Source organism: Pseudomonas sp. N040, assembly GCF_015637705.1.
Lineage (GTDB): Bacteria > Pseudomonadota > Gammaproteobacteria > Pseudomonadales > Pseudomonadaceae > Aquipseudomonas.
Map to the genome: position 1 here is coordinate 1 of NZ_JADOBE010000006.1, position 16337 is coordinate 16337.

Sequence of the window (16337 nt, forward strand, 5' to 3'; positions counted from 1 at the left end):
CAACAGCATTTCCGGCAGCGGCGCACTGGTTCAGGCCGGCAGCGGCACCACCACCCTTACCGGCACCAACACCTACAGCGGCGGCACCACGGTCAACGCCGGCACCCTGCAGGTAGGGAGTGGCGGTACCACTGGCAGTCTGGGCAACGGGGACGTAGTGAACGATGGCATCCTGAACTTCTACCGCAGCGATGACATCGACATCGACAGCATCATTGCCGGCAACGGCACACTTAACCAGTTGGGCAGCGGCACCCTGCGTCTCAACGGGCTGAACAGCTACACCGGTGCCACCACGGTGAGCGCCGGCATGTTGCAGGTCAACGGCTCCATCGCCGCATCCAGTCAGACCGATGTGCTTTCGGGCGCGCTGATCAAGGGCAATGGCAGCATCGGCAACCTCTTCGTCCAATCAGGGGCAAGCATTGCTCCGGGCAACTCGATCGGGACTTTGACCATCAACGGCAACTTCACCCAGCAGGGGGTTTACCAGTTCGAATACCGTGCCGTACCGCTGGGCCAGTCGCGTGGGCGCAACATGCTGGAAGGCTCGACGCTGGCCGAACAGGACGCCGATCTGATTCATGTTACCGGCAGCGGCAACCTCGCCGGCGGTTCAGTGGTGCTGCAACCGCTGAGTACTACTGCCGAGTTCGATGCGGCCCTGGCCGCCAGTCCGACCCGGGCCATGCGCTACCTGATGCTGCGCGCAGATGGCGGACTGGGCGGCACCCAATATGTAGCCCTGTCTAACGGTGACGTCCGGCTGGAATACCCCAACGCCACGGACGTGGAACTGGTGGTACGCACCCCGGTGCCGGTACTGGTCACCGGCAAGGCGCCCAGCGTCCTGGCCGCCGCCGACCAGGGCCTGTGGCAGGCAGCCGTGCTTGGCATGGCTCGCCAGCGCCCGCGCTGCGACGAGAACAGCGGGGCTGGCGAGGCGAGCACGCGCTGCACCTTCATGCAAGGCAGCAGCTGGTGGGCCAGGCAATCGGAACCGGGCAGCCTGACCAGCGATGACAACCATGCAGCTGACGGCTTGATCGGTGCGGGATTCGCCGCCAATGACAACTTGTGGCTGGGTGTGGCGCTGGGCGGCGGCGATGCCAACCTGTATGACAGCAGTGCAGGACATGCCGACAGCGACACCACCAGCGGCTACCTGTGGAGCCAGTGGCGCGCCGGTCCTGTCGATCTGCGCGGCTGGCTGGGCGGCAGCTACTACGACATATCCAGCAAGCGCGACACCCTGCTCGGCGCAGCAGCCAAGGCCGACTACCACGCATGGCAGGGCATGGCGGCAATCGAAGGCCGCTACTGGTACGCGCTCGGCAACAACCTGCGGGCCAGCCCGCTGGCAAGCCTGCAGGCGACCTGGCTGAACCGTTCCAGCTACCATGAAGACGGCGGCAGCATCGAAAGTTTCTCCGCAGACGGCCAGCAGCAGAGCAGCCTGCAGTCACTGCTGGGAGCGGAACTGGCCTGGGACAGCGCCCTGGGGGACATGCCCCTGACGCTGGAAGGAAGCCTCGGCTGGCAGCACGAATTCAACCCCACCAGCACCACTCTGTCCGGCATCTATGCCGGGGATTACACCTCAACCAACATGCAGCAAGAAACCGCTGACTTGCCGCCCAATGAACTGCGCGCCGGCCTGGCGGCAACCCTGTTCATGGGCGGCAACGGCAGCTTGCGACTGGGCTATGACGGTGGTTTTGCCAGCGACGACAGCAGCAATCAGCAACAGGCAATCACGCTGCGTTACAGCTTCGCCTGGTAAGGGAAGCCCCATTTTTCGGCTCCCTGGCTGGCCGGCGCTGCCGCACAGCCGGCTATGCGCCCTATCCGCGCCTGTCTGCCTGCCGCGGCAGCAGCTTGCCTGCGTGAGCACAAGCGGCACCGGCCGGGTTGTTGCGCAGGCCGTCGAGCATCTCCAGGATGCCCTGGCGCTGTTCGCCAAGGCGGACCTGCAACTGCTCGATCTCTTCCAGGCGCGCCTGCAGGCCCTGCACGATCATCGCGTGCGAGCCTTCGCTGCCCTGGCTGGCGAGCACCTTGCGGATCTGCTCCAGATTGAAGCCGAGGCTTTGCGCCAGGCGGATCAGGCCGATGCGCTCGAGGGTTTCCACCGGATAGTCGCGATAGCCGTTGCCGGCTCGGCGCGGGGCCGGCAACAGGCCGTTGCCTTCATAAAACCGCAGGGTCGACGCGGCCACTCCGCTCAGCCCCGCCAACTCACCAATCCGCATGACACGCTCCGCGCTTGACCTTAAAGCCAGCTTCAAGCTTAGCATCGCGGCAACTCAAGCCAACAGCGGAATTCCAGCATGACCCACTCTGCGCTATTCACCCCGCTCGCGCTGCCCTGCGGCGCGGTGATTCCCAATCGTCTGGCCAAGGCCGCCATGGAAGAGAACATGGCGGTGCCCGGTCAGCTGCCCGGCGACACCCTGACCGGTCTCTACCGGCGCTGGGCCGAGGGCGGCATCGGACTGATCATCACCGGCAACGTGATGGTCGACGGACGCGCCATGACCGGCCCGGGCGGCGTGGTGCTGCAGCAAGGTACGCCGCTGGAGCCCTTCAAGCGCTGGGCCAAAGCCGCGCAGGAAGGCGGCGCGCAGGTCTGGATGCAGCTCAACCACCCGGGCCGCCAGGTGTTCGCCAGCATGGGCGGCAACTGCTGGGCGCCTTCGGCGGTGGCGCTGGACATGGGCAAGCACTCGCACCTGTTCGGCCAGCCCAAGGCCATGGACGAGGCCGAGATCGCCGAGCTGATCGAGCGCTTCGCCAGCAGCGCGCAGCTGGCCGAGCAGGCCGGCTTCCATGGCGTGCAGATCCATGCTGCCCACGGCTACCTGCTGTCCCAGTTCCTCTCGCCATTGAGCAACCGCCGCACCGATCAGTGGGGCGGCGCGCTGGAAAACCGCGCGCGCCTGCTCTGCGCGGTGATCCGTGCGGTGCGGGCACGGGTCTCCCCCGGCTTTGCCGTGGCGGTGAAGATCAACTCCGCCGACTTCCAGCGTGGCGGCTTCGACGCTGCCGACGCCCTGGCCACCGTGCAACTGCTCAACCAGCTGCCGGTGGACCTGCTCGAACTGTCCGGCGGCAGCTACGAAAGCCCGGCCATGCAAGGGCGTACCACCGATGGCCGCACACTGGCGCGCGAAGCCTACTTCCTCGAATTTGCCGCGCAGCTGGCCGGTGCCGCGCGCATGCCGCTGATGACCACCGGCGGCATCCGCCGCCGTGCGGTGGCCGAACAAGTCATCGTCCAGGGCGTGGCCATGGTCGGCATGGCCACGGCGCTGACCCTAGCCCCCGACCTGCCGGCGCGCTGGCGTACCGGCGAAGACGCCGAAGCCAGCCTGCCGCCGGTGACCTGGTCGGACAAGACCATGGCCGCACTGGCCACCATGTCGGTGATCAAGCGCCAGTTGCGCCGCCTCGGCGCGCGGCGCAACAGCAAGCCGGATGCCTCGCCGCTGCTGTCATTGATCCTCGACCGCCTGCGCGTGCAACGCCTGACCCGCCGCTATCGCAACTGGCTGACGCAGCAGAAGCAGGCCTGAAGATGGCGTTCAGGTGCTGCGCAGGTTGCGGGGAAGTGGGTGAGTTGTAGCGGATTGGCAATCCGCTGCTGTGCTTTTGGCTGGCAGTGAGATTGCGAGCTGCATCGCAGCGTCTTCCTTGTCCCTGCGCCCCCCTTTTCGCCTTGATGGCGAGTTACTTTCTCTTGACTCGCTGTGCTCGCCCTGCGGGCCAGCCTGCGGCTGTTACTCCGCTTCGCTACGTTTGCTTGTGCAAAGAGAAAGTAAGCAAAGAGAAAGCGCGCCCGGCATCCGGCCCGGCATTTCGCTGCGCTGCATGCCGGGTGCGTTCGCTCCATCGATGCTCCGGGGGCACGCTGCGAAGGGCCATCCTTGGCCCATCGCAGCTCTCGCGGCATCCATGCCGCTCAACCCCCTCCACACCGATTCCGCTCACCCTCCTGACGGGACTGTCAGTCCGTGCACACCAACAGCTTTTTCGGTCTCAAGTCGAACAAATGGCTTCGGTAGTCGGACCGTCCCCGTCAGGAGGCCGAGTGCAGGTGCTGTGCAGAGGGGCATTTGGCAGGGATGCCAAATGAGGAACGATGGGCCATGGATGGCCCTTCGTGACGACCCTCGGAACAGTGCCGGAACGAGGGGAGTCGAGCGTAGCGAGACCCGCATGCCGGGGGGTGTTTCTTTTGCTTACTTTTCTTTGCACAAGCAAACGCAGCGCAGCGAAGTAACAGCCGCAGGCTGGCCCGCAGGGCGAGCATAGCGAGTCAAGAAAAGTGAGGCGCCCGGCGGGGCGCAACCCAAGCGATCTAGCGACTGCGATAACCAGCCCGGCTCAGCCAAAAAATCAGCAGCGGATTGCCAAACCATTCCCCACTCATGAACTGCGAAAATCACAGCCCACAAAATAATCCCCACTCACTGGTAGACAACCGATGAGCGGGGCTCTTTGTTTCAGCGCTGCAAATACTCAGGGACGCGGCTTGAGCTGCAACATCGCGCGGGCCTCGTCCGGGCTGGCGATCTCTCTCCCGGCGCGGCGCGCGCAGGCGGCCAGTTCGCTGATCAGGTCGCCGTTGCCGCGCGCGCGTGAACCGTCGGGCAGGTAGAAGGTATCCTCCAGGCCGCTGCGCAACATGCCGCCGAGGTCGGCGGTCTTCTGGTGCACTGGCCAGATTTCCTCGCGGCCGATCAGCGTGGTTTGCCAGAAGGTCCCCGGCTCGCGCCAGCGCTCGAGCAGGACCAGCAACTCGGCATCCACCGGCATGCCGGAGGCGACGCCCATGACGAAGTTGTATTCGATGTCCTTGACCATGCCGGCCTTCTTGAACATGCCCACCGAGCGCATGATGCCGACGTCGAAACACTCGAATTCCGGATGGGTCCCGCACTCGTCCATCACCGTGATGAACTCCTGGATCTTCGCCACCGGGTTGTCGAAGACCATCGGCGGCCAGGCCCACTTGCCGTCGCTCCTGATCTTCAGGTAGTTCAGCGAACCGGCGTTGCAGGCGGCGATTTCCGGCTTCAGGCGGCGAATGCAGGCCAGCGGGCCGGAGATATCCTTGCCGACCACCCCGGTGGTCAGGTTGATGATCACCCCGGGGCAGGCGTCCCGGATGGCCTCGCTCACCTCGAACATCACTTGCGGATCCCAGGACGGCAGGTGCCCCTTGCCTTCCTCCTGCTGGCGCACATGCACGTGCATGATCGAGGCGCCGGCGTCATAGGCGGCGCGGGCTTCGGCGGCCATCTCGGCCGGGGTCACGGGTACCGGGTGCTGCTTGGGATCGGTGAGCACGCCGGTCAGCGCGCAGGTCAGAATCGCCTTGTTCATCATGCAACCTCGAGTAAGGATTCAACCAAGTCATCAGGGAACACAGCAGGCCGCATTGTAGGAGGCCAGGATGCGCCGGCACGGCGACAAAACCGCCGAAGAGCCACGGCACACACGCCACATTTCGCATGTTTGGCAGAAATGCCATTAATTTATCCGGCAATACCGGCCACAGTCTGCCTGTCACTGGCAGGCCCGGCAGCAGGAGACACCGGCACGCCAGCAGGGCATCCGCCTTCAAAGCGCGTACCGATTAGGGCATGCTGCAACCTTTGAATACAATTAAAACCAAGGGGAAAAAACCTCATGTATGCCCTGATGGCACTGATCTTCATTGCCGGCTACCTGTGCATCGCCTTCGAACACCCACTGCAAATCGACAAGGCAGCCTCGGCGATTCTTACCGCGGTGTTCTGCTGGACGGTTCTGGTGCTGGGTGCCGAGAGCATCCTGCCAGCCCTGCAAAGCGCCGCGGCGCATGGCATCAGCGGCGAATTGCGCCACCATCTCGGGGAAATTTCCGAGATCCTGTTTTTCCTGATGGGCGCCATGACCATCGTCGAACTGATCGACGCGCATGACGGTTTCAAGGTCATTACCGATCGCATCCGCACCAACCGGCGGGTCACCCTGCTCTGGCTGATCGGCTTCATCACCTTCTTCCTGTCTGCCACGCTGGACAACCTGACCACCACCATCGTCATGGTTTCGCTGCTGCGCAAACTGCTCAAGGATCGCCATGAACGCTGGTTCTATGCCGGCATCGTGGTCATCGCGGCCAACGCCGGTGGCGCCTGGTCACCGATTGGCGATGTCACCACCACCATGCTCTGGATCGGCAACCAGATCACCGCCAGCGGCATCATTGGCCAGCTGCTCATCCCCAGCCTGGTCTGCCTGCTGGTGCCACTGATCTTCCTCAGCCTGACCATGAAAGGCGAATTCGAGCGCCCCGCACTGGAAGTGCTGGAAGAGCACAGTCCCGACCCCACCACCCCTTTCGAGCGCAACCTGGTGTTCATCCTGGGCGTCGGCGCCCTGCTGTTCGTTCCGGTATTCAAGGCTCTGACCCACCTGCCTCCCTACATGGGCATCCTGTTCGGCCTCGGCGTACTCTGGGTCACCACGGAAATCCTTCACCGCAGCAAGAATGCCGAAGACCGGCACGAACTCTCGGTGGTCGGCGTGCTGCGCAAGATCGACACCACCAGCATCCTGTTCTTCCTCGGCATCCTGCTGGCAGTCTCCAGCCTGGCTACCGCCGGCCACCTGACCCAGGTTGCCACGGCCCTGAAGGACAGCCTGGGCAACGTCTACGCCATCAATATCGCCATTGGCCTGCTGTCCGCCGTGGTCGACAACGTGCCCCTGGTGGCCGGTGCCATGAAGATGTATCCACTGGTCAGCGCAGAGGCCCTGGCAACGGCGGGCGACCAGAGCGGCTGGCTCGGCAGCTTTGTGGTCGACGGCGCCTTCTGGGAACTGCTGGCGTATTGCGCCGGTACCGGTGGCAGCTGCCTGATCATCGGCTCGGCGGCCGGGGTGGCGGCGATGGGCATGGAGAAGATCGACTTCCTCTGGTACCTGAAGAAGATCAGCCTGCTGGCGCTGCTCGGCTATCTGGCGGGTGCCGCCACCTATATCGGCCTGGCGCAGTTCTGAGGCAAGCAAAGCCCATGGAAATCAGCAAGACCCGCAGCAGTTTCTACCGCCGCCTGTACGTGGCCTGGCTGATCGACAGTGGCCAGGCCTGCAGCGTGCCGGCGCTGATGGCGGCCACCGGCATGCCGCGGCGCACCGCCCAGGACACCCTCGCCGCGCTGGCCGAGCTGGATATCGACTGCGTGTTCGAGCAGGACGCCGGCGCACGCAACAACAGCGGCCACTACCGTATCGCCAGCTGGGGGCCGATTGACCGCCGCTGGGTCGAGACTCACCTGCCCCGCCTGCGCCAGCTGCTGGGCTACCCGTAACCCTTCCGCCACCCCACAGGGAACACGCCTGCCATGAGTACACCGAACGCCCCCGCCTGGGCCCAGAACATGCGCCGCTTCACCAACTGGCTGACCCAGGACATCGGTGGCGGTCCGCGGCCGTGGAAGTTCTCCTGGGTGATCAACCTGCAGAAAGGCGGGACCTTCTTCTTCCTCGGCTGGCTGATCTGGCTGTACGACAACCACACCACCGGCGCCTGGATCTACCTGGCCCTGCATGGCACCTACGGGCTGGTCTGGCTGCTCAAGGACCTGGCCTTTCCCGACCCCAACTGGCAGGTACGCATCACCCTGCTCGGCGGCCTCAATGCCTTTCTCGGCGTGCTCGGCTGGTACTGGGTGTTCGGCTGGCTGCTGATCTCCGGCACCGCGCAACCGGACTACCCGCTGCCCGACTACGCCTGGTACTGCCTGTGCATCAGCCTGTGCTGCCTGGGCATGGTGCTGATGATTGCCGCCGATGCGCAGAAGTTCTACACCCTGCGGGTCAGGCGCGGGCTGATCACCGATGGCGTGCACCGCTATATCCGCCACCCCAACTATCTGGGCGAAATGATGATCTACGGCAGCTTCGCGCTGCTGGTCTGGCACTGGCTACCCGTGCTGGTGCTGGCCTGGGTCTGGCTGGGGCTGTTCGCCGTCAACATGCGGATGAAGGAAGCCAGCATGTCGCGCTACCCGGAATGGGCGGCGTACAAGCAGCGCAGCTGGTGGCTGCTGCCGTTCGTGCTGTAAACGGCGCTCAGCCTAACCATTCGCTCCTGCAGGTTGGGTTGAGCAGCTGCAGCGCGAAGCCCAACAGCAGGGCTTCCTGCGTCTACACCTGTTGGGCTTCGCTGCGCTCAACCCAACCTACACAGCGCTGCAGACAGCGCATTGTTATCGCACCCGCACCGTAGGTTGGGTTGAGCCGCAATGCGGCGAAGCCCAACAGCGTGCTTGCGGAACCACCTGCTGGGCTTCGCTGCGCTCAACCCGACCTACCTTTCCTGCACAGTCGAGATGGCCTGCTTCTGCCGCAAAGCCGCATTGAACTCGTCAGGAATATCCAGCAACTCGGCATCGGCAACATCCAGCGGCTTGAACGCTGGCTCGAAACGCGCCCCCAGCACCAGCATGCATGGCGTCACCAGCAGGGTCAGCACGGTGGCGAAGCTCAGGCCACCGGCAATCGCACTGGACATCTGCGTCCACCACTGGGTCGAGGGCGCGCCGATGCCCAGGCTGGCGTTGACCAGGTCGACATTCACCCCGAGGACCATCGGCAGCAACCCAAGCACCGTGGTGACCGCCGTCAGCAGCACCGGGCGCAGACGCAGGCAGCCCGCCTCGAGCGCCGCCCGGGGCGAATCCAGCCCCTGTTGGCGCAGGTGGTTGTAGGTGTCGATCAGGATGATGTTGTTGTTCACCACGATGCCGGCCAGCGCGATCACGCCCATGCCGACCATGACGATGCCGAACGCCTGGCTGTTGACCAGCAGTCCCAGCAGCACCCCGGCGGTGGACAGCACGATGGCCGAGAGCACCAGCAAGGCCTGGTAGATGCTGTTGAACTGCAACACCAGGATCATCGCCATGCCGAACACCGCCACGGCAAACGCCAGCATGAGGAAGTCGGCGGCCTCCTGCTGGTCCTCCTCTTCACCGCCGACGCGCAGCATGATGCCTTCCGGGGGCTGTCCGATGGCTTCCATCAGCGCCTGCAGGCGCTCATCCAGCCGGTGGTCTTCAGCAATATCGGCCTGCACCGTAATGGTTCGCTGCCCATCGACGCGGCGCAGCGTACCAACCTTGGGCGCCGGCTCGAGGCTGACAAAGTTGGACAGCGGCACCTGGCCCTGGGCCGAGCGCAGGGTCAGCCGACCGAACTGGTCGAGCGAGCGCCAGTTGTCCGGCAGGCGCACGCGGATATCCACCTCGTCGGTGGCATCTTCCGGGCGATAGGTGGACAACTTGAGGCCGTTGGTCACCATCTGCACGGCATTGCCGACACTCAGCACATCGGCGCCGAAACGCGCAGCCGACTCGCGATCGACCTTCATCCGCCATTCCACCCCGGGCAGCGCACGGTCATCCTCGATATCCTTGAAGCCGCCCAAGCCGTCCATGATCCCGCGCAGGCTTTCCACCCACTGGGCAGCCTGCGCCGGATCGTGCGAGCTGACTTTCAGGTTGAATGGCTTGCCTTCACCGGGGCCCGAGGTCTCTTTACGAAACTCCAGCCTTACTCCGGGCAAATTCTCTGTGCGCTGCAACATGTCGGCCTGAATCAGCGACCAGCGGCGCCGCTCCTGCCAGTCGATGAAATTGAACTGCAACACACCGATGACATCCTCGCCAAGGCGACCACCTTCGGGAAAGGCCATGGAGCGCGCATAGATGCCTTCCAGCTCCGGCATGCCCAGCAGTCTGGCCTCGACCTTCTGCACCAGCGCGTCTTTCTCGTGTATCGACAGATCGCCACGCGCATGCACCAGCACCTGCGCGCTGTCTGGCTCGACCTCGGGAAAGAACTCCACGCCGTGGTTGAAACGCCCGTAGGCCAGATAGATCAGCGCAATCACCCCGAGCATGCCCGCCAGCGTCAGCCCCGGACGCGCCACCAGCTTCTGCAGCAGGCGGCGATAGGCCAGACCACCGGCACTGGCCTGGCTGCTCGGCGGTTGAACCTTGCCACCGGTAACCGCGCCCAGTACCGGCATGAACACCAGCGCCATGGCCAGCGAAGCGAGCAGGCAGAGCACCACGGTCACCGGAATGTAGAACATGAACTCGCCGACCACTCCCGGCCAGAACAACAGCGGCAGGAACACCATCAGGGTGGTCGCGGTCGACGAGAATACCGGCCAGGCCATGCGGGTTGCTGCATTTGCCCAGGCCTTGCGCGGTGGCTGGCCCTGGCTGAGGTAGCGATCAGCCAGCTCGGAAACCACGATGGCACCGTCCACCAGCATCCCGGAGACCAGGATCAGGCTGAACAGCACCACCATGTTCATGGTGTAGCCGAGCATCCAGATCAGCAGGATGCCGGTGAAAAACGAACCGGGAATGCTCAGGCCGACCAGCAGCGCCGGGCGTACGCCCATGGTGGCAATGATCAGGATCAGCACCAGCACGATGGCGGTCAGCACGTTGTTCATCAGGTCCGCCAACATTTCGCGGATCTCGATGGAATCGTCCATCACATAACTGACGACCACCCCCTTGGGCAGCAACGGCTTGGCCTGCTCCATCAGCGCCTTGACCTGCTCGATGGTCTGGATGATGTTGGCGCCGCTGCGCTTGGACACTTCCAGCACCACCGCCGGCTGGCCATTCAGGCGGGCAAAACCGACCGGATCCTTGAAGGTGCGGCGAATGGTGGCGACATCGGCAAAGGTCACCACGCTGTTGCCGCGCACCTTGATCGGCAGCGACATGACGTCCTCGAGGTTCTCGATCACCCCCGGCACCTTGATGCTCATGCGTCCGGCACCGGTGTCCAGGCTGCCCGCAGCGACCAGCCGGTTGTTGCTGCTGACCAGGCTGAACAGCTCGGCATAGTCGATGCCGTAACTGTCGAGTACCTGCGGATCGACGAGGATTTCCAGCAGGTCCTCGCGGTCACCGCCGATATCCACTTCCAGCACATCGCCAATGCCTTCGATACTGTCCTTCAGGCGCCTGGCCGCGTACACCAGTTCCGGCTCGGATACCGGCCCGGACAGGCCGATCGCCAGCACCGGGAACAGCGAGATGTTGATCTCCTGCACCTCTGGTTCCTCGGCCTCTTCCGGCAGCTTGCTGCGCGCGTTATCGACCTTCTCGCGCACATCGGCCAGCGCCTGCCGGGCATTGAAGCCGGCATCGAATTCCAGCGTCACCGTGGCCCGGCCCTCGCTGGCGGTTGAGGTCATTTCCTTGACCCCGGCCAGGCTGCGCAACTCCTGCTCCATTGGCCGCACCAGCAAGCGCTCGGCATCCTCCGGGCTGATGCCCTCGAGCTGCATGGCGACATAGATGTAGGGAATGCTGACATCCGGATCGGATTCCTTGGGAATCGCCACATAGGCCGCAATCCCGCCAATCAGCAGAAACAGCAGAAACAGCAGGGTGGCGCTGCTGCGATCCAGCGCAGCGGAGATCAATGCCTTCATCTCAGCGCGCCCCGCCGTCGATCACCTGCACCTGCTCGCCCGCCTCGACAAAGCCCTGGCCGAGGGTAATCAGCGCCACCTTCGCCGGCAGGCCACTGACCCAGGCCTCCTCGCGATTGACACTGAGCAGCTGCACCGGGGTAAACACCACCCGCTGTTGCCCGTCGACCCACTTCACGCCCATCCGCCCGGCCGAGTCCAGGCTGATCAGCGCCGGCGACAAGGGATGACCCAACGTCTCGCCGGTATCGATGCGCAGCGTGGCGCTGGCCCCGGCCAGGCGCAGGCGCTGCGGATTGTCGACGCTCACCTCGACGCGAAAGCTGCGCGAACCGGGCTCGGCCGCGGCCGCGATGAAATGCACCCGGCCCTGCAACTGGCGGCCGTCAAGCAACTCGACCCGCACCGGCTGGCCGAGCTGCAGCTTGGCTACCTGTTGCTGCGGTATCTGCGCGCTGACTTTCAGCCGCGTGATATCCACCAGGGTCAGCAGTGCCTGCCCCGGCTGCACGTAATCGCCCAGCTCGACCTGCCGTTCATCCAGCACCCCGGCGAACGGCGCCCGGATCCGCGTGTTCTCCAGCGCCAGCCGCGCTGCGCCGAGCTTGGCGCGGGCATCGGCCAGCTCACTCTCGACCTTGAGCAGGTCATTGGCCGAGACCAGCTTGCTGGTCCGCAACTGGCGGGCAGCCTTGACCGCCGCCTCGCGCTGCAGGACGGCAGCCTCCTCGCGCTGCAGCTGGGCCGGACGGTTTTCCGCGGAGAGACTCAACAGCAATTGCCCGGCACTCACCTCGGCGCCCTTCTCCTGGTCCAGCTGCTCGACCGTGCCACTGACCTGAGCGCGCATCTCGACCTGGCGCCAGGCTTCGAGCTGGCCTTGCAGCACCTGCTGACTCGACACCGGCGTGGCCTCCAGCCAGGTCACCGCAACCTGCGACAGGTGCTTCCTGGCCGCCTGCGGGGCCACATCGACACTCTCGCGGCTCTGCAACACACTGCCGCTGAACATCCACAGCACCAGCAGCAGCGCAATCAGAACGGCAATCAGCCAGGGACGTTTACTCATCAGACTGAACATGCTCAGGCCTTCTCAAGTGGGTAGTGTGGGGAAAACTGTGCCGCCTGGCCCTGCAGGCCGGCGATGATGAAATCGCTGATCTGGTCGAAATATTCCTCGACCCGGAAGGGTGCCTCGCAGAAGGCAAAACTGCCGGTGGCAATCCGCGCCATGACCCCGAGGAAGCTGGCTTCCAGTGCCCACAGCAGGCGAATCGACTGCTCTTCATCAAGCACCAGCGGGTGCAGAAAATCCGTCAACAGGCCCATGAACACCTGCTGGTGCAACTCGTCCAGCGCGGCAAACTGCTGCTGCATTTGCGGCGCCAGGCGCTGGCGGAAGTCCGGGCGGTCGCAGTGCATCCACAGCTGGGCCATCACCGGATCGGCGTGCAGCTCGGCAAACGCCAGGCGAATCACCTGGCGCAGCCTTGCCGCGGCCGGCAAGTCGGCTGCCTGCAGCGTCAGCCGTTGCAGGTTGTTGCGCGAGAATTCCAGCACCAGCTGCGCATACAGCGCTTCCTTGCTGGGGAAGTGCTTGTAGACGGTGCCCTTGCCGATCCGCGCATGCGCTGCCACCTCGGCAATCGTCAGGCGATCCCAGGGCTGCTGGTGAAACAGGTGCGTCGCCGCATCGAGAATGCTGCGCTCGCGCTGCTGAAAGGTTTGATCCTGGAAGCGCATGCGAGTTTCCGGGCAAATTGTGACCGGCGGTCATGGTATGACCAACGGTCACAACCAGCAATCAGTCACGCCAGCGCAGATGTAACGGCATTTCTCCGCCAGACCCAACCTGTTGACGGCATACCCACCGGCTCGGGCCGGGCACCGCGCAGCCCATCCAATCTTTCCCTGCAGCCCGGGCCGGCCTGTGGGAAAATCCGCTACCTCAGCCCGCCGAACCCGCCGCCATGTCCCAGTCCCCGCGCCACCCCAAGCAGCCACCAGCGCCCCCCGCGTCGGAACAAAGCCCGCTGCACCCGCGCAACCGGCACCAGGGGCGCTACGACTTTGCGCAACTGGTCAGTGCCTGCCCGGAACTCGGCGCGTTCCTGATCAGCAATCCGCACGGCAAGCCGAGCATCGACTTCGCCAACCCCAGCGCCGTGCGCGTGTTCAATCGCGCCCTGCTCAAGAGCCTGTACGGCATCGCCCACTGGGAACTGCCCGAGGGCTACCTGTGCCCGCCAGTGCCCGGCCGCGCGGATTACCTGCACGGCCTGGCCGACCTGCTGGCCGAAGAGCATGCCGGGGTGATCCCGCGCGGCGCGCAGGTGCGGGTGCTGGACATCGGCGTCGGCGCCAACTGCATCTACCCGCTGCTTGGCCACAGCGACTACGGCTGGGACTTTCTCGGCTCGGACATCGATGCCAGCGCCCTGGCCTGCGCCCGGGCCACTGTGACCGCCAACGGACTGGCGGCGGCCATCCAGTTGCGCCTGCAAAGCCAGCGCGGGCAGATCTTTGCCGGCCTGCTGCAGGACGCCGAGCGCTTCGACCTGAGCCTGTGCAACCCGCCCTTCCACGCCAGCGCCGCTGAAGCCGCCAGCGGCAGCCGGCGCAAATGGAAGAACCTCGGCAAGCTCGATCCGCGGCGCAAGCTGCCGGAACTGAACTTCGGCGGCCAGCACAACGAACTCTGGTGCACCGGTGGCGAAGCCTCCTTCGTCAAGCGCATGCTCCGCGAAAGCCAGGCCTGCGCCGGCCAGGTGCTGTGGTTCAGCACGCTGGTCTCGAAGGGCGGCAACCTGGCCGACATCCACAAGCAGCTGGACAAGCTCGGCGCCTGCGCCGTGCGCACCGTGGCCATGGCCCAGGGCAACAAGCAGAGTCGCTTCGTCGCCTGGACCTTTCTCGATGCCGCACAGCGCCGACAATGGCGAGAAGCGCGCTGGGCGCCTGGCGCAGGATCACACTGATTCGGCTCACCGACGATTTATTCGAAGCTATCCATGACCATTCCCATAACCAACCTGCCCACCCCGACAATAACCTGCGCCAGCTGTCAGGCCTGCTGCTGTCGCCTGGAAGTCATGCTCATTTCCGATACGGGCGTCCCTGACAGGTTCATCAAAACCGATCAGTGGGGCGGTGAAGTCATGCGCCGGCTGGATGACGGCTGGTGTGCCGCCCTGGATCGCGACACCCTGCTCTGCACGATCTACGAGGTGCGCCCCTGGGTTTGCCGGGAGTTTGCAATGGGCTCGCAGGAGTGCATCAGCGAACGCCTGCACGGCCAATGATCCGGCAAGTCATCGGCCTGGCTGGATTCTGGCGGGTACCCCGAGCGTGGCCGCCGGCGCGCCGAACAGCAGGTCGAAGCCCCACTGGAAGAAAAACGCATAGACCAGGTAGAACAGCATCAGCAGCAGGTCGCTGAGCAGCGCCTGCCACCAGCTGATGTCCAGGCCGTAGGCCAGCAGCGGGGTAGTGAACAGCAGCAGGCCGACCTCGAAGCCCAGCGCATGCAGCACGCGCCGCTGCAACGTGCGCCGCGGTTGCCGCTGGCGCGCCTCCCAGGCCTCGAACCAGGCGTTGAACAGCATGTTCCAGGCCACCGCGATCAGCGAAGTGGCCAGCGCCACCAGCCCCGACAGCAGCAGGCTGTTGCCGAACACCCACACCAGAACCGGCGCGACCACCAGCAGGGCGAGCACTTCGTAGCTGACCGCCTGCACCACCTTGCGCTGCATGCCCTGCATCTCGCCGTACTCACCGATTGCCAGAATGCCCGCACTGTATGTCTAATGCCCTGAAACGATTAGTCAGATTCTTTCAGGAGAGCTGATAGATGAGCCTGACCAAGGATGCCATCCAGGTCTTTCTCGCGGTGCTCGACAGCGGTTCCTTCTCTGCCGCCGCCCGCCGCATCGGGCGCGTGCCCTCGGCGGTGAGCATGAACATCGCCAACCTCGAAGCCGATCTCAACCTCGAACTGTTCGACCGCCGCGGCCGCGAGCCGCAACCGACCGTTGCCGCCCGCGCCCTGGAGGCCAAGGCGCGCTTCATGCTGCAGCAGCTCGAACTGTGGGAAGCGCAGGCCCTGGCGCTGTCCAAGGGCCTGGAAAGCCGCCTGAGCCTGGCCATCGCCCCGGAACTGCTGGCCTCGGACTGGGCCGCGCCGCTGGGCGATCTGGCCGCGCGCTTTCCCTCGCTGCAGGTCGAGGTCCTCGCCGCCCCGGAAGACGATGCCATCCGCCTGCTGCATGCCGGCCGCGTGCAACTGGCGGTGGTCTTCGAAAGCCCGCAGTACGACAGCCGCGAGTGCTGCCAGGAAATGGCCCGGGAAAACCTGCTGGCGGTGATCGCCCCCAGCCATCCGGCGCTGACCGGCGGACGCAGCCTGCGCACCGAGGACCTGGCCGAATACCGGCAGATCGTGGTCGCCGGCCGTGCCCAGGACGCCACCCCGCCGCGCTTCCTGCAGGCCCATCACCACTGGCCGACCGACAGTCACACCGCCGCCCTGACCATGCTCCAGGCCGGGCTCGGCTGGGGCTTCCTGCCCGAATCGCTGGTGCGCCCGCCACTGGCCGCCGGCACTCTGGTGGAACTGCCGCTGGACAACATTTCCAGCTTCTCGGCGCTGTGGGTCGACGTCATCTGGTCCGCCAGCCGGCCGCTGGGCCTCGGCGCGCAGCACTTCATCGAACTGATCCGGGCCAAGCAGCACGCAGCGCCACCACCCCGTTCCACGGCATAATCAAGGCCAAGTACCCCTTATGGGTTTGCCGAGTGCGCGTAGGGTGGGCGTAGGGTG

The 16337-nt window shown here is 64.9% G+C and carries 14 protein-coding genes; 8 read left to right on the plus strand and 6 right to left on the minus strand.

The window, feature by feature from the left end; translation table 11 throughout:
• The coding region (locus ISX93_RS10195; RefSeq protein WP_195778628.1) for an autotransporter family protein at nucleotides 1-1783 on the plus strand (1783 nt) is incomplete at its 5' end.
• A 61-nt stretch (nucleotides 1784-1844) separates the two neighbouring features.
• Here the strand turns inward: ISX93_RS10195 and ISX93_RS10200 are convergent.
• Nucleotides 1845-2252, minus strand: a complete 408-nt coding sequence (locus tag ISX93_RS10200; RefSeq protein ID WP_195778629.1) for a MerR family transcriptional regulator — start codon at nucleotides 2250-2252, stop codon at nucleotides 1845-1847.
• Nucleotides 2253-2330: 78 nt separating this feature from the next.
• On the opposite strand from ISX93_RS10200, the gene ISX93_RS10205 reads away from it, so the two are divergent.
• Nucleotides 2331-3575: an NADH:flavin oxidoreductase/NADH oxidase family protein gene (locus ISX93_RS10205; protein WP_195778630.1), complete on the plus strand. Its 1245-nt coding sequence runs from the start codon at nucleotides 2331-2333 to the stop codon at nucleotides 3573-3575.
• Nucleotides 3576-4521: 946 nt separating this feature from the next.
• Here the strand turns inward: ISX93_RS10205 and ISX93_RS10210 are convergent.
• Nucleotides 4522-5388 (minus strand): 3-keto-5-aminohexanoate cleavage protein, encoded by an 867-nt coding sequence (locus ISX93_RS10210; RefSeq protein ID WP_219841009.1) that lies wholly within the window; start codon nucleotides 5386-5388, stop codon nucleotides 4522-4524.
• Between the two features lie 306 nt (nucleotides 5389-5694).
• Here ISX93_RS10210 and nhaD point away from each other — a divergent pair, with 306 nt between their 5' ends.
• The 3 genes from nhaD to ISX93_RS10225 are packed head-to-tail and all read left to right on the plus strand — an operon-like array spanning nucleotide 5695 to nucleotide 8117.
• On the plus strand, nucleotides 5695-7050 hold the full coding sequence (gene nhaD / locus ISX93_RS10215) for a sodium:proton antiporter NhaD (protein ID WP_195778632.1): 1356 nt from the start codon (nucleotides 5695-5697) through the stop codon (nucleotides 7048-7050).
• 14 nt (nucleotides 7051-7064) lie between these two features.
• Nucleotides 7065-7361 (plus strand): winged helix-turn-helix domain-containing protein, encoded by a 297-nt coding sequence (locus tag ISX93_RS10220; protein WP_195778633.1) that lies wholly within the window; start codon nucleotides 7065-7067, stop codon nucleotides 7359-7361.
• 33 nt (nucleotides 7362-7394) lie between these two features.
• Nucleotides 7395-8117 (plus strand): methyltransferase family protein, encoded by a 723-nt coding sequence (locus ISX93_RS10225; protein ID WP_219841010.1) that lies wholly within the window; start codon nucleotides 7395-7397, stop codon nucleotides 8115-8117.
• A 245-nt stretch (nucleotides 8118-8362) separates the two neighbouring features.
• Here ISX93_RS10225 and ISX93_RS10230 read toward each other — a convergent pair whose 3' ends face one another.
• From ISX93_RS10230 to ISX93_RS10240, 3 genes are read right to left on the minus strand one after another with little or no spacing between them, the layout of a single operon-like run.
• Entirely contained in the window at nucleotides 8363-11518 is a 3156-nt protein-coding gene (locus ISX93_RS10230; protein WP_195778634.1) for an efflux RND transporter permease subunit, read from the minus strand.
• Nucleotide 11519: 1 nt separating this feature from the next.
• Complete coding sequence (locus ISX93_RS10235) at nucleotides 11520-12587, minus strand: efflux RND transporter periplasmic adaptor subunit (protein WP_229732153.1); 1068 nt, start codon at nucleotides 12585-12587, stop codon at nucleotides 11520-11522.
• A 14-nt stretch (nucleotides 12588-12601) separates the two neighbouring features.
• Nucleotides 12602-13261 carry a TetR/AcrR family transcriptional regulator gene (locus tag ISX93_RS10240; protein WP_195778636.1) on the minus strand — a complete coding sequence of 220 codons (660 nt, stop codon included), beginning with the start codon at nucleotides 13259-13261 and terminating at the stop codon, nucleotides 12602-12604.
• Between the two features lie 227 nt (nucleotides 13262-13488).
• On the opposite strand from ISX93_RS10240, the gene rlmF reads away from it, so the two are divergent.
• Together rlmF and ISX93_RS10250 are read left to right on the plus strand one after the other, a co-directional pair.
• Complete coding sequence (rlmF, locus tag ISX93_RS10245) at nucleotides 13489-14496, plus strand: 23S rRNA (adenine(1618)-N(6))-methyltransferase RlmF (protein WP_195778637.1); 1008 nt, start codon at nucleotides 13489-13491, stop codon at nucleotides 14494-14496.
• A gap of 33 nt (nucleotides 14497-14529) precedes the next feature.
• The gene (locus ISX93_RS10250; protein WP_195778638.1) at nucleotides 14530-14820 is read left to right on the plus strand and encodes a YkgJ family cysteine cluster protein; all 291 of its coding nucleotides are present in this window, start codon (nucleotides 14530-14532) and stop codon (nucleotides 14818-14820) included.
• A 9-nt stretch (nucleotides 14821-14829) separates the two neighbouring features.
• Here the strand turns inward: ISX93_RS10250 and ISX93_RS10255 are convergent, their stop codons facing one another.
• Nucleotides 14830-15270: a PACE efflux transporter gene (locus ISX93_RS10255; RefSeq protein WP_229732154.1), complete on the minus strand. Its 441-nt coding sequence runs from the start codon at nucleotides 15268-15270 to the stop codon at nucleotides 14830-14832.
• A gap of 98 nt (nucleotides 15271-15368) precedes the next feature.
• Here ISX93_RS10255 and ISX93_RS10260 point away from each other — a divergent pair, with 98 nt between their 5' ends.
• On the plus strand, nucleotides 15369-16280 hold the full coding sequence (locus ISX93_RS10260) for a LysR family transcriptional regulator (RefSeq protein WP_195778640.1): 912 nt from the start codon (nucleotides 15369-15371) through the stop codon (nucleotides 16278-16280).
• The last annotated feature ends 57 nt before the right edge of the window (nucleotides 16281-16337 follow it).

Bases quoted from the DNA above. Each gene is read 5' to 3' on its own strand.
- ISX93_RS10200 (WP_195778629.1), bottom strand. From the start codon at position 2,252: ATGCGGATTGGTGAGTTGGCGGGGCTGAGCGGAGTGGCCGCGTCGACC.
- ISX93_RS10205 (WP_195778630.1), top strand. From the start codon at position 2,331: ATGACCCACTCTGCGCTATTCACCCCGCTCGCGCTGCCCTGCGGCGCG.
- ISX93_RS10210 (WP_219841009.1), bottom strand. From the start codon at position 5,388: ATGAACAAGGCGATTCTGACCTGCGCGCTGACCGGCGTGCTCACCGAT.
- nhaD (WP_195778632.1), top strand. From the start codon at position 5,695: ATGTATGCCCTGATGGCACTGATCTTCATTGCCGGCTACCTGTGCATC.
- ISX93_RS10220 (WP_195778633.1), top strand. From the start codon at position 7,065: ATGGAAATCAGCAAGACCCGCAGCAGTTTCTACCGCCGCCTGTACGTG.
- ISX93_RS10225 (WP_219841010.1), top strand. From the start codon at position 7,395: ATGAGTACACCGAACGCCCCCGCCTGGGCCCAGAACATGCGCCGCTTC.
- ISX93_RS10230 (WP_195778634.1), bottom strand. From the start codon at position 11,518: ATGAAGGCATTGATCTCCGCTGCGCTGGATCGCAGCAGCGCCACCCTG.
- ISX93_RS10235 (WP_229732153.1), bottom strand. From the start codon at position 12,587: ATGAGTAAACGTCCCTGGCTGATTGCCGTTCTGATTGCGCTGCTGCTG.
- ISX93_RS10240 (WP_195778636.1), bottom strand. From the start codon at position 13,261: ATGCGCTTCCAGGATCAAACCTTTCAGCAGCGCGAGCGCAGCATTCTC.
- rlmF (WP_195778637.1), top strand. From the start codon at position 13,489: ATGTCCCAGTCCCCGCGCCACCCCAAGCAGCCACCAGCGCCCCCCGCG.
- ISX93_RS10250 (WP_195778638.1), top strand. From the start codon at position 14,530: ATGACCATTCCCATAACCAACCTGCCCACCCCGACAATAACCTGCGCC.
- ISX93_RS10255 (WP_229732154.1), bottom strand. From the start codon at position 15,270: ATGCAGCGCAAGGTGGTGCAGGCGGTCAGCTACGAAGTGCTCGCCCTG.
- ISX93_RS10260 (WP_195778640.1), top strand. From the start codon at position 15,369: ATGAGCCTGACCAAGGATGCCATCCAGGTCTTTCTCGCGGTGCTCGAC.